Annotated in this window: 14 protein-coding genes; 11 read left to right on the plus strand and 3 right to left on the minus strand. The window is 56.7% G+C overall.

Features of this window, described 5'->3' with window-relative positions; all coding sequences use genetic code 11:
- The first annotated feature begins 1 nt into the window (after position 1).
- Positions 2-307, plus strand: coding sequence for a hypothetical protein (locus tag KF767_11685; protein ID MBX3018544.1), 306 nt, complete (start codon positions 2-4; stop codon positions 305-307).
- A gap of 99 nt (positions 308-406) precedes the next feature.
- Here KF767_11685 and KF767_11690 read toward each other — a convergent pair whose 3' ends face one another.
- Together KF767_11690 and KF767_11695 are read right to left on the minus strand one after the other, a co-directional pair.
- Positions 407-1,216, minus strand: a complete 810-nt coding sequence (locus KF767_11690; protein ID MBX3018545.1) for a hypothetical protein — start codon at positions 1,214-1,216, stop codon at positions 407-409.
- Between the two features lie 208 nt (positions 1,217-1,424).
- Positions 1,425-1,883 carry a hypothetical protein gene (locus KF767_11695; GenBank protein ID MBX3018546.1) on the minus strand — a complete coding sequence of 153 codons (459 nt, stop codon included), beginning with the start codon at positions 1,881-1,883 and terminating at the stop codon, positions 1,425-1,427.
- Between the two features lie 115 nt (positions 1,884-1,998).
- Here KF767_11695 and KF767_11700 point away from each other — a divergent pair, with 115 nt between their 5' ends.
- The 9 genes from KF767_11700 to cheB all read left to right on the plus strand — a co-directional run bounded on the left by KF767_11700 (position 1,999) and on the right by cheB (position 12,551).
- Entirely contained in the window at positions 1,999-2,358 is a 360-nt protein-coding gene (locus KF767_11700; GenBank protein ID MBX3018547.1) for a DUF1428 domain-containing protein, read from the plus strand.
- A 31-nt stretch (positions 2,359-2,389) separates the two neighbouring features.
- Entirely contained in the window at positions 2,390-3,214 is an 825-nt protein-coding gene (locus tag KF767_11705; protein MBX3018548.1) for a methyltransferase domain-containing protein, read from the plus strand.
- Between the two features lie 80 nt (positions 3,215-3,294).
- Positions 3,295-4,674 carry an ABC transporter substrate-binding protein gene (locus KF767_11710; GenBank protein MBX3018549.1) on the plus strand — a complete coding sequence of 460 codons (1,380 nt, stop codon included), beginning with the start codon at positions 3,295-3,297 and terminating at the stop codon, positions 4,672-4,674.
- Between the two features lie 116 nt (positions 4,675-4,790).
- The gene (locus KF767_11715) at positions 4,791-5,831 is read left to right on the plus strand and encodes an NAD(P)-dependent alcohol dehydrogenase (protein MBX3018550.1); all 1,041 of its coding nucleotides are present in this window, start codon (positions 4,791-4,793) and stop codon (positions 5,829-5,831) included.
- 244 nt (positions 5,832-6,075) lie between these two features.
- Positions 6,076-7,803 (plus strand): chemotaxis protein CheA, encoded by a 1,728-nt coding sequence (locus tag KF767_11720; protein MBX3018551.1) that lies wholly within the window; start codon positions 6,076-6,078, stop codon positions 7,801-7,803.
- Positions 7,800-8,309, plus strand: coding sequence for a purine-binding chemotaxis protein CheW (locus KF767_11725; GenBank protein ID MBX3018552.1), 510 nt, complete (start codon positions 7,800-7,802; stop codon positions 8,307-8,309). Before KF767_11720 ends, KF767_11725 begins: the two co-directional genes overlap by 4 nt.
- Positions 8,310-8,331: 22 nt before the next feature.
- Positions 8,332-10,074: a methyl-accepting chemotaxis protein gene (locus KF767_11730; protein ID MBX3018553.1), complete on the plus strand. Its 1,743-nt coding sequence runs from the start codon at positions 8,332-8,334 to the stop codon at positions 10,072-10,074.
- A gap of 12 nt (positions 10,075-10,086) precedes the next feature.
- Positions 10,087-10,944: a protein-glutamate O-methyltransferase CheR gene (locus KF767_11735; protein MBX3018554.1), complete on the plus strand. Its 858-nt coding sequence runs from the start codon at positions 10,087-10,089 to the stop codon at positions 10,942-10,944.
- Entirely contained in the window at positions 10,941-12,551 is a 1,611-nt protein-coding gene (gene cheB, locus KF767_11740; GenBank protein ID MBX3018555.1) for a chemotaxis-specific protein-glutamate methyltransferase CheB, read from the plus strand. Before KF767_11735 ends, cheB begins: the two co-directional genes overlap by 4 nt.
- Before the next feature lie 22 nt (positions 12,552-12,573).
- On the opposite strand, the gene KF767_11745 is transcribed toward cheB, so the two are convergent.
- On the minus strand, positions 12,574-13,575 hold the full coding sequence (locus KF767_11745) for a VOC family protein (protein MBX3018556.1): 1,002 nt from the start codon (positions 13,573-13,575) through the stop codon (positions 12,574-12,576).
- Positions 13,576-13,663: 88 nt separating this feature from the next.
- On the opposite strand from KF767_11745, the gene KF767_11750 reads away from it, so the two are divergent.
- Positions 13,664-14,659 (plus strand): hypothetical protein, encoded by a 996-nt coding sequence (locus KF767_11750; GenBank protein ID MBX3018557.1) that lies wholly within the window; start codon positions 13,664-13,666, stop codon positions 14,657-14,659.
- Positions 14,660-14,673 lie beyond the last annotated feature (14 nt).

Raw genomic sequence — 14,673 nt, forward strand, 5'->3', positions numbered from 1 at the left:
TATGGGCGAGAGAAAAGAGATCCGTGTCACCACTTTTATCGACGAATACACCCAATGCGAGTTGCACGCGACGTTCGAAAATCGTGAGCCAATCATTCAAACGGTCAACATCGTCGGTGACTGCGTCGTCACCATGGATGACCTCGATGACGAGGGCAAAGAATTTTTTGAACGAGACTCGGCGATTGATGGAAAAAAAGCAAAAAATCATGACCGGTGCTCAGGCAATCAAGCTGTCAGTTTGGCGAAATTCCTTAAGCTGCGAAAAGATCGGGAGCTGCCCGGGTACCCTAAAGATTGGGGCTAAGAAAAGGGACCTGTCTCGGAATCGAACCGAGGTATCCCCTTCACAAACCATCAAAGCTAATCCTCGATCGCTTATGGAGGGGGCGTTTTTCCACTAAAACTAACAGGTCATAACTTTTTTAAGAGCCAACTTTAAAATGCGGGATTCCTTGATATCAATATTGAATCTGGATTGAGCTTCTAGAATAAGCGCACTCTCAAGCCTTTTAGCATTATTTTTAAATTTACTGAATTTTGGTTTCGCAATGAGATCAGAGATCTTTTCTTCCGAAGGTGCTCCTAGGCGCGAGAGCTGTAATCCAATTTCCTTTGCTGATTTGGTAAAAAGAAAAAAATCGTCAACGTTCAGTTGATTGTAGGAGCTTGGAGATGACCTAGTTTTGTAAAAGCTCTGAATTTTTTCCTGATAGATACCTATTTTAGAGAACCCCTGATCGACCAGTTTCTTGCTCTTATCGTCATTGTGCATGAAATGGTTTCGCACGACCCTATAATACTCAACTACTGCAAGATGCTCAGGACCAATGGCTTTACTAGAGCCATTGGGCAGTCCTTTTATATTTTTTAGGGTATTCGAAATCAGTGTTTCGCCATCTTCCTTGGGAGTCCATGTATCCCAGTAGCCTTTGAATTCTTCTTTATAGTCACCTAGAAAAACTTCGAAAGCTTGATACACGGACAATATGTACAGCCCTGACATACGATGCAGAGTTTCTAAAAAAGAGTCGGAGCGAACATTGATTCCAACTTCACGAGCCATTTTTTCAACATAAACAGCAGGATCTTCTTTACGCTCAGCTTCTTTCAGAAAGTGTCGAAGTGCTACTTCATTTACTTCGATATAGGCATCATATTTCCCAAGACTTGTCTTCATGTCCTTGAAACTTTGAAATACAAATTCTAAACCCATGTCTGCGAGCTCCTGCAGTTTGAAACTACTTGCGTTTTGGTTAATAGCTTTTGCACGAGGATGGATCCCTTGCTTCGAGAAGAGTTCGGATAACAAACGGCCGCCAACAGTAGGACTGACGTAAAGATCACTATTCTCACGCCATCAGTTTCGTGGTGGCTCGCGTCCCTGTCCAGAGCCAAATGGGATTGGCCTCAGTCCCAATCTCCTAAATCTGAAAAACGAATTCATTTTCCTTCGGCCACTCGGGTGTGCCGTCGACGCGGTAGCCTCTCAGCCACAAGATTTGGTCGCGGTTTCTCACGTAGAAACCGGCGGGGTCGGCCTCGCTTTCGGGGGGCGGGGAGGCGACCGTCAGGTAGGGGCCTTCGCGCTGGTTTCGGTATTGAAGTCGGAGGTGGGCCGCCGTATGGAGCGGGCAGGGGCGAAGTCCGCGCGCGGCCGCGTGGTCGAGGATTGTCTGCAAGGACTGTGGACCTTCGAGACCGAACTCACCCATGCTTGTTTTGATGAGCTTCAGCTTTTGTGGGGCATGATCCGGGTTGAACCCGGGATGCGCGAAAAGTTTTTGGGCAGAGTCATTGAACTGAACGCCCGCGGCCCTCAGCTCTTGGAGCAATGTGTCCTTGGGCGTCCCGCCGATGAGAAGTTCGCAGAAAATTTCCATTGGGTTCACGTTCTCATGTCGCCCTGAAATCTCCAACGCGAACTTCGTGCGCAGCGCGCGTCTTGCCCCGATTCTTCGCTTTCGTTAACGTGAAATAAAATCGAGGAGGCCACTGATGCCGAAGTTTGTCGACGGATTCGTGATTCCGATTCCGAAAAAGAACGTGAAAGCTTACCAGAAAATCGCGCGGGCCTCGAAGGCGCTTTGGCTCAAGCACGGAGCACTCGATTATCAAGAGTGCGTCGGCACGGACATCCATGTGAACTTCGGTCTGCCATTTCCGAAGCTGACCAAACTCAAGGCCGGCGAGACCTTGCTCTTCGCCTGGATCACCTATAAATCAAAAGCGCACCGCGACCGCGTGAACGCGAAGGTGGAAAAAGATCCGCATTTGTCAAAAATTGCGCCCGATCCGAAGAGTCCACCCTTCAACTCCAAACGGATGTCGGCAGGCGGATTCACGGTTATCGCTTAGTTCGCGAACCCGCACTGCCCCCGGAGGCCCCATGTCGACCGAAGACTTCTTGCGCGACTTTCACCGAAAATATCCCGGCTGCACCTCGGTGGTGCTCGCCACCGGACGGACCGAAGAGGGCGAGACCTCCTACGACATCGTCGCCTCGCCCCTCAAGGCGCACACGCCCACGTCGATTCTCGATCTGGCCTGTGGCGACGGTTACCTACTTGAACAGGTCCGCGCGACCTATGCGCCTACGGCAACCCTCACGGGCGTGGACCTCAGTCCCGATGAACTCAGCGCCGCAGCCCACCGTCTTGCCAACACAGAAGTTTCGCTTCACGAGGGCCGGGCGCAGCGACTGCCCTTCGCGGACGCGACGTTCGATGCCGTACTTTGCCACTTGGCGTTTATGCTCATGGACCGGATCGAAGAAGTCGTCGCGGAAATTCACCGCGTGCTGAGGCCCGGCGGAGTTTTCTCGGCCGTCGTGATGGGGCCGCCCCATGACGATCCCGCGACCGCAATCTTTCGCACGGTCTTCGAGGAGATCCTCCACGAGGAGGGGATCGCCAAACCCACACCCCTCGGCGACGCCCGCACGAGAGAGACCGACGGCCTGCGCGGTCTTTTCGCCTCAAAACCTTTCCAAGCCCCGGTCGAGTTCCGTGACTTCGTCGTGCGCTGGCGCGTTCCGGCTCCGGCCGTGGTTGAGTACTTCGAGCTGACTTACGGAGTGGGGCGACTGCCGACGGAAACGCGAGCGCGCTTCGCGACCCGCTACCTGGAGCGACTCCGCCCCCTCGAAGATCAGGAGCACCTCGTGCTTCACGCGCAGTCCCTACGCCACCTCATGGTTCGCAAGCCGGGTTGACGCTCGGCGCGAGGCCGGACTGCAATTTGCTCCCGTGACCGATTCGGGCGAATCTACTCCAAGTCCAAAGGAGCCCCCGCATGCGCCCAGAGTCGCCGAAGCCCCCGCGCCGTTACCGCTACGGTGTCGACACCGTCATGGAACTTTTCGACATCGGCCCCTGGGTCGCGCTGCTGGTTCTGGCGATGGTGGGCGCCGTCTTCATGGCGGGCGCTTACTACATCGTCAAAAGCGCGCCGCCCTCGCAGGTCACGATGTCCAGCGGTCCCGAGGATTCAAGTTTTCATCGCACGGCTCTTCGCTACCAGAAGGCGCTCGCCGAAAGCGGAGTGAAGCTGAACATTCTGCCGTCGGAAGGTTCCCTCGAAAACCTGCTGCGCGTGATCGACGCCGATCAGAAGGTGGACCTCGCGCTGGTGGCGACGGGCGTGGCCGAGGACGTCGCGGGACTTGAGCACGTGAATTCACTGGGCGCGATTTCAAAACAACCCATTTATCTTTTCTACCGTGGCGCGCCCATCGAGCGTCTTGTCGAGATGAAAGGCAAAAAGATCGTCGTCGGCAAAGGCGGATCGGGCGCGCGTAAACTCGCGCTGAAACTTCTGGAACTCAACGGCATCAAAGAAGACACCACCCCTATCTACAATCGCGACGCGCAGGAAATCGCGGGTTCGCTGCTGTCGGGGGAAATCGACGCGGCCTTCATCATGAGTGAAAACATGGCGATCGCCGAACTCCGCAAGCTTATGCTCGCACCCGGCATTCGCCTGTTCAGCTTTCGTAATGCGAACGCCTACGCGCGCAAGATCGATTACCTGAACGTCATGGATCTGCCCCAAGGCCTCATCGACTTCGGCGCGAATGTCCCCGCGCAGGACGTGGAACTCGTCGGCCCCATGATCGAACTGATCGCGAGTGAAAATCTACATCCCGCCATCAGCGATCTGGTGCTGGACGCCGCGACCTCGATCCACGCGCGCCCCGGAATGTTTCAAAAACGGGGCGAGTTTCCGCTCGCCATCGAGCAGAACATCAAACTCAGCGACGATGCGACCCGCTTCTACAAATCGGGGAAAACCTTCTTCTACCGTCACCTGCCGTTCTGGCTCGCGAGCTCCATCAACCGGATCCTGATCGTGTTCGTCCCGATGCTGGTCCTTCTGATCCCGGCCGTGCGCAGCGTGCCGGCCCTCTTCCGCTGGCGAAATCAAATTCGCATCCGTCGGCTTTATCGCGAACTCTTGCAGGTCGAGCAGAAAAGTCGCCGCGAAAATGATCAGCGCCGATTGGAGGTCCTGCGCGCGGAATTCGAGCGCATTGATCAGGCTTTGGGACGGATGCGCGTGCGGCCGGCCTATGCGGATCAGTTCTATCATTTGCGTGTCCACGTCGATTACGTGCGCCGACTTCTTTCGGGAACGAGCACCGAGATGCGCCCGCTACCGAACGAAAATCTTTAGAGTGTAAACTCGCTGCGCGAAATAATGCTCTTCCAAACCTCCGGCCCGGCGCGAAAGTCTTTACGACGAAGCGGGCCGGGCGTAATCTTGCGCGGATTCAACGGAGGTCCGCCATGATTCCCACTCGATCCTTTGCCGCCTTCTCTTCCAAAGAACCCCTCGGCCCGTACCGCTTTGAGCGCCGTGAACCGAAACCGCACGATGTCGTGATCGACATCAAGTTCAGCGGGATCTGTCACTCGGACATCCACACGGTGAAATCCGAATGGGGACCGACCCAATACCCCATCGTGCCCGGTCACGAAATCGCCGGCGTCGTGCGCGCCATCGGCTCGCAGGTAACGAAACACAAAGTCGGCGACCATGTGGGCGTGGGCTGTTTCGTCGATTCGTGCCGCACTTGCGTGAACTGCAAAAGTGATCTGGACAACTATTGCCTTGAGGGGATGACCCAAACTTACGGTGGCATGGAGCGCGACGGCAGTGCGCGCACGCAAGGCGGCTACGCGGATGTGATCGTGGTTGATGAAAACTACGTTTTGCAGATTCCGAAGTCTCTTCCGCTCGACAAGGCCGCACCCCTTCTGTGCGCGGGGATCACGCTCTACTCGCCGCTGAAGCACTGGCACGCGGGGCCGGGCAAAAAAGTGGCGATCATGGGTTTGGGCGGCCTCGGTCATATGGGAGTGAAGATCGCCGCGGCCTTAGGGGCCGAGGTGACGGTGCTGAGCCACTCGGATAAAAAGCGTGAAGATGCGAAACGTATGGGCGCGCAACATTTCGTAGCCACGAAGGAGCCGGGCGCGCTCAAGAATCTGGCGCGGACTTTCGATCTGATCATCAATACGGTTTCGGCCGAGCTCAACATGTCGGACTACTTCGAACTTCTGAAGCTTGACGGCACCCTCGTGGTGGTCGGACTTCCGGAAAACCCGCTGTCCATTCATCCTTTCCCGCTCGTGATGATGCGGCGGAGTTATGCGGGTTCGGTGATCGGCTCCATCAAAGAGACGCAAGAAATGCTGAACTTCTGCGGCAAGCACGAGATCATGCCGGACATCGAACTCATCAAGCCCGCGCAGGTCAATGAAGCCTACGAACGGGTTTTGAAGAGTGATGTCCGTTACCGATTCGTGATGGATATGGGCGCGCTCTAGGTCTTTTCCACCCGCCCTTCGTCGCGTTGGCGAGGGGCTTCGAGTCGTTGCGAAGAACTCTTCCAACCTGGACGAAATGAGGGGCGCGGAGTTCAGGCGGTCGTTCATTTCGATCTGACTTTCAACTCCACGATCGTTGCGCGAGTCGCCCAATGAGGGGATCTTAATTTCTGAAGCAAGCCTATAGTTTCCAACACCTTGGACGATAAGAAAGGGTCCTTCTTAACGGGATTCTGAGGTGTCGGTGGACTCGTTCGAACTCGAAATCAAAACGGATTTTCTGAATGAAGCGAAAGAGCTTCTAACAAACACAGAGCAGTGTTTTCTGATTCTTGAGAAGTCGCCGGACGACTTCGAAAACTTGAATCAGATTTTTCGGCTCGCGCACAACTTGAAGGGCTCATCGGGTGCGGTGGGCTTTGCGGGGCTGAGCGATTTCACGCACAAGCTCGAGAACCTGCTGATCGCGGTCAAAGAGCACAAAGTGAAATTGACACCCGCCGTGGTGGACCTGCTGCTGCGTACGAACGACTATCTCGTCGCGACGATCGACACTCTGCTGAGTGATCTGGATGCGGGCTACGAGAACGCCGCCTTGGCCGGTGAGCTGCAATTGGCCGCGAGCGGCGAATATGCGGGCGCGACCGAGGACGTCGCGGTCACCGCGGAGGTTTCGACGGAAGAGTCACCTGCTCACGACGAAGAGGCTCCCCAAAAAATTTCACGGGCGGCGCCCGCGAAGAACCGCGATGAAAATATCCGCGTCAGCCTTTCGCGGATCGAACAACTATTGAATAACGTCGGCGAGCTTTCGATTTTGCAGGCGGTGATGACCGAGCAGAGCGTGACTCTCGGAGGAAACTTGCCGCAGCTGATGCGCGAGACGCTCAGCTCGATGACGAAGATCATCAAAGAAACGCAGAGTCTCTCGATGGGTTTGCGGATGCTTCCCGTGAAACAAACTTTCCAGAAAATGGAACGCTTGGTGCGGGATACGTCCAAGGCTCTCGGAAAAAAAGTCGAATTTCACATGAGCGGCGAGGACACCGAAGTCGACAAAACCGTTCTTGAGCAGTTGGCCGATCCGCTCGTCCACATTATCCGCAATGCCGTGGATCACGGTCTTGAATCCGGCGAAGCGCGCACGGCGTCCGGCAAACTCGAGACCGGTCATATTCACCTGAAGGCCTATCACCGCGCGGGGCAAGTGATCATCGAGATTCGTGACGATGGCAAAGGGCTGAACGGCGACGTCATCGTGGCCAAGGCGAAGTCGAAAGGCTTGATCCCGCAGGATGCCTCGCCCACGCCGGCGCAAGCGCATCAACTGATTTTTCTGCCCGGGTTTTCGACCAAAGAAAACGTCACGGACGTTTCCGGTCGGGGGGTGGGGATGGACGTCGTCAAGACGAGCGTCACCGCCCTGAAAGGACAAGTCGAGATCGAAACCGAGCTTGGCAAGGGCACCTGTTTCCGAATCTGCTTGCCGCTGACGCTCGCGATTATCGACAGCGTTATTGTCATGTCGGACGAACACCGATTCGTCATCCCGTTATCGCAGATCTCGGAGTTCTACCGTCCGGCGGCGACCGACGTGAACTTCGTCATGGACCGCGAAGAGATCGTCAGCGTGCGCGCCGAAACGATGGGCGCGCACCGATTGGTTGAGCTTGTGAACGGCAAACGCCCAGCGAACGTGAAGCCCGTTTCCGAATACACGGCGCTGATCGTGAGCGATGGGAGCGCGAACAAGTCCGCGATCCTGGTCGACAAGATCGTCGCGCAACAGCAGGTCGTCATCAAGCAACTCAGCTCGGAAAGCCGCGACAAGGTCGGCTTCATGGGCTCGGCGATTCTGGGTGACGGAAAGCCCGCTTTGATTCTGGACCTATTTGAACTGCTTAAACATTTGGGCGCGCCCAAGGCGTCCGCCCGCAAAAAGATCGAGCCGAAACTGGAGGCCGCATCATGAGTTACGAGGAAAGCAAATCGTCGGCGAAAGCCCGTCAAGTGGCGACGAGTGAACGATATCTGGCGTTTCAGCTCGGCAAAGAGCAGTACGCCATTCCGCTCTTGCAGGTGAAGGAGGTCATCGAAATGACCGAGCCGACGCCCATGCCGAAGTCGCCGCCTTTCTTCAAAGGCATCATCAACCTACGTGGTCAGGTGATTTCGGTACTGGACCTGCGCGCGAAACTCCAGCTGCAAAAGATCGAGAATGGTCCCAAAACGGCGATCATCATTTTGGACCTGGATCCGGAGCTCAGCATCGGGGTCATCGTGGATCGTATCAATAGCGTCCAAGCTTTTCATGGCGAGGATATGAGTGCGGCCCCCAACACAATGGGCGGGCAAGATCGTTTCGTGACGGCCATCGCGAAACGGGACAACAAGATGACCCTGATCTTGGACATCCGGGCGACCCTGGATATCGCCGATCAGCAATTTCTGGCCCAATCCCGCGTGAATGCGGCTTGATCAAATTCTTAAGGAGTCTATTTTGAAAAAGTTGAGTTTGAATCAGAAAATTTGGGGTGTAATCGGACAGCTGAGTCTGGGGTTCGTCGTCTGCACGTGCCTCGCGGTGTACAGCGCCCACGACGCCCAGAAGGCCTTGCACGAGATCACCGAAGTGAACGTGAAGCGTGACCAGATGACTTCCGAAATCAATTCGACCCACCGGACGCTGTTGATTTCGTTGTTTGAGATCATGGTTCGCCAGGATCCACCGACCATCGAGGCGAACAATAAACGTTTCGAAAAATCGTGGGCGACCCTGCAGAAATATTTCGCGGAGTATAAGAAGATCGGTTCGCCCGAAGGCGTCGCGATCATTCAGAAGTACGAAGCCGAGTACGACAAGTTCATCGTGCTCGCGAACAAGGTTCGCGAACTTGCTTCCGAGAACAAAAACGATGAGGCCCTCGCGGTCCTGGCGACCGCCGACGAGGGGCGGGACATGATGCGTGAGCTGATGATTGAGGTCAACGAATTGACCGCCAAAGATCTGAAGGCCGTGGCGGATGAAGCCATCGCCGATGCGCAGTACTCGCTGGCGTTGAATGCGATCGTATCCGCGGTTTCGATCCTGATGTCCTTGATCATCTCGTTCTTCGTGCTGCGCGCGGTTAGCCGCTCCATCTCGTCGGTCGTGCGTGGTCTTTCGGACAGCGCGCATCAAGTTTCTTCGGCGTCGGCGCAGATCGCATCGGCTTCGGAAGAGCTTTCCCAGTCGGCGACCGAACAGGCCGCATCCCTTGAAGAAACCGCGGCTTCGGTCGAGCAGCTGAATTCGATGGTCGCGAAGAATTCCGAGAATGCCAACTCCGCGGCTTCGACCGCGGACCATTCGCAAAAACGTGCGACGACCGGAAAAGACACCGTCGACAAGATGGCCAGTTCCATGGACGCGATCAGCGTTTCAAACGAAACCATCATGAAGCAGATCAACGAGAGTAACGAATCGATGGCCGGCATCGTGAAGGTCATCGAACAAATCGACAAAAAAACTAAGGTCATCAACGAAATCGTGAACAAGACGGAACTTCTGTCTTTCAACGCCTCGGTCGAGGCGGCCCGCGCCGGAGAACACGGCAAAGGTTTCGCGGTCGTGGCCGAGGAAGTCGGCAACCTGGCGCGGATGAGCGGCGCCGCCGCCGAAGAGATCGGCGCGCTTTTGGAGCAGTCGATCACGAAAGTGAATCAGGTCGTCAATGACACGAAGACCAACGTCGAAAAGCTGGTGACCCGCTCCAAGGGAACCATCAACGAAGGCATCCAAGTCGCGCGCGATTGCGGAGACGTCTTCGAAGAAGTTCTGCATGACGTGAACACCGTGTCGGGCATGGCGACCGAAATTTCTTCCGCTTCGCACGAGCAGTCGCGCGGAATCTCGGAAATCACCAAGGCCATGAGTCAATTGGATCAGATGACTCAGCAGAATGCGGCGACCTCGGAAGAGTGCGCCTCGGCGGCGGAAGAATTGTCCGCGCAAGCCGATGCCCTGAAGGGAGCCGTAAGCCAACTGGTGCTGACGATTCAAGGGGGCAACGGAAAGTTTGCGGAAACGCAAATTCCCGTCGCCGCAACGAAGGTAAGCGCCGCGCCCGCCAAGAAGATGCCGAATAACGTGATCCATTTGAAAGCGAAGGCGCGTCCCAGCCCGAGCGCGCCGGACTTCGCCTTGAAGAAAGCTTCGGGCGATACTCCGGATTACGATAGTGGCGGATTTAGTGACGTTTAGATTGAGGTTGAAATGAACGCGACGGCAAAAATTCTGGCGGGGACGACCACGCCGGAGCTTTCGGATCAAGATCTGAATTACTTCAGCGAAGTGATTGAGCGGCGGGCGGGCATCGCGCTGAAGCCCGCGAAGCGCGATCTGATTCGCACGCGTTTACGCTCGCGGATCGCCGCGCTGTCGTTCGCAAGCTACGAAGAGTACCGTCATCACTTGGCGTCGCTGCCGAAGGACGATCCGGAGTGGCAGGAGTTCACGAACCTCTTGACCACGAACAAGACCGACTTCTTTCGTGAAGCGAAACACTTTGAGTTCATGGTGCAGACGATCCTTCCGCAGTGGCTGAAGACGAACGCGCAGACTTTCAACGTCTGGTCGGCGGCCTCCAGCACGGGGGAAGAGGCCTACACGCTGGCGATGCTGCTGGATCGGCATTTGCCCGCGGGGCGCAGCTTCAAAATTTTGGCGACGGACATCGATACCGAAGTGGTCGCGACGGCGAAAAATTCCGTCTACGCCATCGCGAAAAAACCGGAGATTCCGGTCGAGTTTCATTCGACCTGTTTGGATTTTGGCAAAGGTGATGCGCGCGGTTGGTTTCGCATGAAGCCGCACCTGCGCGAAAAAATCCAGTTCCGTCAGCACAACCTGATTGAAAGCACGGCTCCGGGAGAGGCGGTCTTTGATCTGGTCCTGTGCCGCAACGTTTTGATTTACTTCAATCCGGAAAACATCGACTTCGTCCAGAAGAAAATTTTCCGCACGGTCAAACCGGGCGGTTACTTCTTCATCGGCCACTCCGAGTCGTTGCAAGGATTCAAACACCAGTGGAATCCGCTGGGGCCCTCGATTTTTGGAAAGCCGGGCGCGTGAAACCGGCCGTTTCGCCGACCCATTATTTGAATATTGGCGAGATCATCATCTCGCCGGAACCGATCGTGATCTCGACGGTTCTGGGGTCGTGCGTTTCGGTATGTTTGCACGCTCCGATTTCCAAGATGGGTGGCATGAATCATTATGCCCACCCCAAGCTGCAGTCGAATTACGGTCAGGACGAGGACTATCGCTACGGCGACGTGGCGATTCGCGCCCTGGTCGACGCGATGGAAGAGGCGACGGGTGAACCGCGCGCGACATTCACCGCGAAAGTCGTCGGCGGGGCCACGGAAATCGCGGCGGAAAACTCTGGCCTCGGTATGGGGAAAGAGAACGTGCAGCAGGCGTTCACGACGCTGCGTGCACTGGGGATCAAGGTGATCGGCGAAGACGTCGGTGGGACTCAGGGGCGTAAGGCGCTCTTCCATACGGCGACCCAGCGACTTCAGGTCGCGAAGATCGCTCCCAGCACGGAAGAGATCAAACCGCCGATCCTGGGAGTTCGACCAACGCTCGTGAAAACCGACGCGCCGGTCCCGCGTCCCGCATCGACACCGACGTCAGCGCCCATGCCGACTCGTCGTCGGCGCGTGATGATCGTCGACGACTCAAAAACGATTCGTGATCTGTTAAAACGAATTCTGTCGGAAGACCCCGAGCTGGAAGTTTGCGCCATGGCCGCCAGCGCCGAAGAGGCCACCGAGATGCTGCTGCAATCGCGTCCGGATGTGGTGACTCTGGATGTCAATATGCCCGGTCAATCGGGGGTCGAATGGCTCGAAGCCACGCTGCCGCGTCACGCGATTCCGGCCGTGATGATTTCGTCACTCCAGTTGCGTGAGGGGAACGAGGTCTTCCGTGCCTTGGAGCTTGGCGCGGTCGACTACATTCAAAAACCGACGCTGGCCGAGCTTCCGATCGTGAGCCCCGTCATTCGTGAGAAGGTGAAGGCGGCGTCCTCGGCGAAAGTCTTCCAGCGCCGTAAGTCGGCCATCGTGCGCGAGAAGGCGGGCGACGTCGACTTCCGGACGATCTTGGCGATCGGGGCCTCGACCGGGGGCACGGAAGCCTTGAAGGATTTGATGTGCGGAATGCCGGACGAGATCCCGCCGACCGTGATCGTTCAGCATATTCCTCCGGTTTTTTCCAAAGCCTTTGCCGACCGGCTCAATCAGCTTTGCCCTTTCGAGGTCAAGGAAGCCGAAGATGGAGACGAACTTCGCCCCTCGCGGGTTCTGATCGCGCCCGGCGGACGGCAAATGAAATTGCAGGCGACGCGCACGGGTTACTGCGTTCGCATTACCGATGATCCGCCGATGAATCGTCACAAACCCTCGGTGGACTACCTTTTCCATTCGGTCGCGGAACTGATCGGCAAAAATTGCGTCGGCGTGATTCTGACCGGCATGGGGGCGGACGGGGCGAAAGGACTTTTGAAGCTTCGTCAGCTGGGGGCGCGCACGCTCGCGCAAGATGAGGCCAGTTCGGTCGTCTACGGCATGCCCAAAGCGGCCTTCGAGATGGGCGCGGTCGAAAAAGTCGCCCCCCTCGACGAAATGGCCCACGAGGTTTTGCTCGCGCTCCGCCGCCGTAAGGCGGCCTAGTATCCTACCGCCGTAAGGCGGCCTAAGCCAGCGCGCGTTCCAAGCGCTGACGAAGCTCCCCCACCGAAAGCTCTTGCCACTGCAGAAGTTCCAGATAGGGATCGCCTTGAAGACCTAAGGCCTCGCCGAAGGCGGGTTCGGTTTTCAAACCCCGAGCACGGGCCTGAACGACGCGGTCACGCAGCTTTTCTCCTCCGTACTTCAAGAGCTTTTCTTCGATCAGGAAATGTCGGTAGGCGCGTTGCAGGACGGGTTCGCGATTTTGCGCGAAGATTTCGAAAGGAACGTCATCCATCACGAAATTCGTGATCGAGGTCGTGAGTTCATCCACCGTCAAACGTTGTTGGCGAAAGCTCACGCACGTTGCGAAGCGACGCCGAAGTTCAAGATCGAGCGCATCGAGGTCACTCGCTACGAAAAGCAGATCCAAATCGGAAGTGAGAGTGTCCAGACCCAGCGGAAAGGTTCCTGCGACCAGAGGGCGGAACGAAGCGAAGTCCTCTAGAATCCGCGAATTTTTCAGGGCCGCGGCCGCGCGCGTGTGGGATTCCATTCGCACGACCGAGTGAAGCGAAAGATGGTGAAACTTCAAGTTGCGTTCACCCAGCTCGAGTTTCAATTCGGCGTTGAAGTTTTTCGGTGAGAGCTCGAAGGGAAGGTCCGCGCGCTGGATCTCTTGAAAGCTTTGATCCGCGACGATCTCGATATGCTCGAAACCTTCCGGTGTCGGTCGACCGGCCTTTGGCGCGGGAAGCTCGATGACGTCGATGCGGACTTCGCGCCAGAAGAGGGGATTCCGCAGTTGAAAACAGGCGATGGGGCGTCCGTTGACGGGCGTCTCGGTGAGAAGAATGTCACTGACACGAAGCTCTTCGCGCAGCTCTATGTAGCGTGAAAGACTTCCCACGCGGTAACACAGATGATCCACGTCCCAATGAGCGGGAAGTGCGAAGGCCCGCCGCTCCAGGTCGCGACCGAGCGCCTCGAGAAAGGGCAGGGCTTGCTGCATCAGGGGATGACTCATGTGTTCCTTTGCTGTGGCGCCTGGCGTTGACTCGTCTTTTTCTCGCCCTACGTTCACGATTTCAATAAATTTGTCGTTCGGAGGCTCCATGAAAAGCATCATCACCGCATTGATTCTGCTGAGCACCTCGTTCGCGTCCGCCGCGACCCCCGAAATGTTGCAAAATATTTGCGAGACCGGGGTGCGTGCCCATCCGACGAAACCCGGGTTCTGGCATATCTACCGTCCGAGCTTGGTTGAGTCGAGCGGAGTTCTTTACGCCACGCAAAGTCTGCCTCCGGCCTCGGCCGGAAGCTATGCGGTCGTGAAGGTCGATGCCCAGGCGCCGGGACTGGTGACCGAGGTCTTGCGTTTCGAAAATTCGATTCGCGATCTCGAGGTCGCGGAAGGACAGTTGTGGGTGCTTTTTGCGGACCGGCTGCTCGGATATGATCTGATCACCTTCGAGAAAACGGCGGACGTGGCGACGGGGCCCGCACCGACGGTAGCGAATGACGAGGCCCAGGCCCTCGTCGTTTTGGGCGGGATGCTCGTCATCGCCCATGGCGAAAAGGGCGCGGTTTTTTATTTCCCCTCCACCAAACAAATGCTGGCGGGAAGCGATTTGGGTTTGCAGCAGACGAATGGTCACCGTTCCAAAGTCATTGACGTCGCCCGCGTCGATGACAAACAAGTGGCCTTCGCCGTCGAAGGTGTGACCGTGGCGAATAATCCGCCCTTCCCCTTCAATGGTGTTTTGCTGTGGGACCTGCAGAACAACGAGCGTGCGGTGGCGAATTACGACCGCAAAGGCAGCGGCGTTCTTTCCAACGCGGTCCTGCAGGTGCGCGGCGACCAGGTGCTGATCAACAACTGGGGGATCTTGCATCAAACCTCTTTGAGCGGAGTCCGTGCGGCGCAGCCGGTCCTGGTCAACTGGACGCCCGTGTACTTCGAGGTGAATGGTCAGCGGCGGCCCGGTGAACTTTTGGGCGATCTGCTGGCCGAGGATAACCAGATCCTCGCCTGCGCGCAGACGAACTATCCAGACCCGGTTTCGGGTCAAGTGATTCGTAAAGCGGTCGTTTATCAAGGCCGCTACTAGCTTTGTCGCTCAGG

The organism is Pseudobdellovibrionaceae bacterium (genome assembly GCA_019637875.1).
Taxonomy (GTDB): domain Bacteria; phylum Bdellovibrionota; class Bdellovibrionia; order Bdellovibrionales; family Bdellovibrionaceae; genus JAHBUW01.

Bases quoted from the DNA above. Each gene is read 5' to 3' on its own strand.
- KF767_11705 (MBX3018548.1), top strand. From the start codon at position 2,390: ATGTCGACCGAAGACTTCTTGCGCGACTTTCACCGAAAATATCCCGGC.
- KF767_11725 (MBX3018552.1), top strand. From the start codon at position 7,800: ATGAGTTACGAGGAAAGCAAATCGTCGGCGAAAGCCCGTCAAGTGGCG.
- KF767_11710 (MBX3018549.1), top strand. From the start codon at position 3,295: ATGCGCCCAGAGTCGCCGAAGCCCCCGCGCCGTTACCGCTACGGTGTC.
- KF767_11745 (MBX3018556.1), bottom strand. From the start codon at position 13,575: ATGAGTCATCCCCTGATGCAGCAAGCCCTGCCCTTTCTCGAGGCGCTC.
- KF767_11690 (MBX3018545.1), bottom strand. From the start codon at position 1,216: ATGGGTTTAGAATTTGTATTTCAAAGTTTCAAGGACATGAAGACAAGT.
- KF767_11735 (MBX3018554.1), top strand. From the start codon at position 10,087: ATGAACGCGACGGCAAAAATTCTGGCGGGGACGACCACGCCGGAGCTT.
- KF767_11695 (MBX3018546.1), bottom strand. From the start codon at position 1,883: ATGGAAATTTTCTGCGAACTTCTCATCGGCGGGACGCCCAAGGACACA.
- KF767_11750 (MBX3018557.1), top strand. From the start codon at position 13,664: ATGAAAAGCATCATCACCGCATTGATTCTGCTGAGCACCTCGTTCGCG.
- KF767_11700 (MBX3018547.1), top strand. From the start codon at position 1,999: ATGCCGAAGTTTGTCGACGGATTCGTGATTCCGATTCCGAAAAAGAAC.
- KF767_11685 (MBX3018544.1), top strand. From the start codon at position 2: ATGGGCGAGAGAAAAGAGATCCGTGTCACCACTTTTATCGACGAATAC.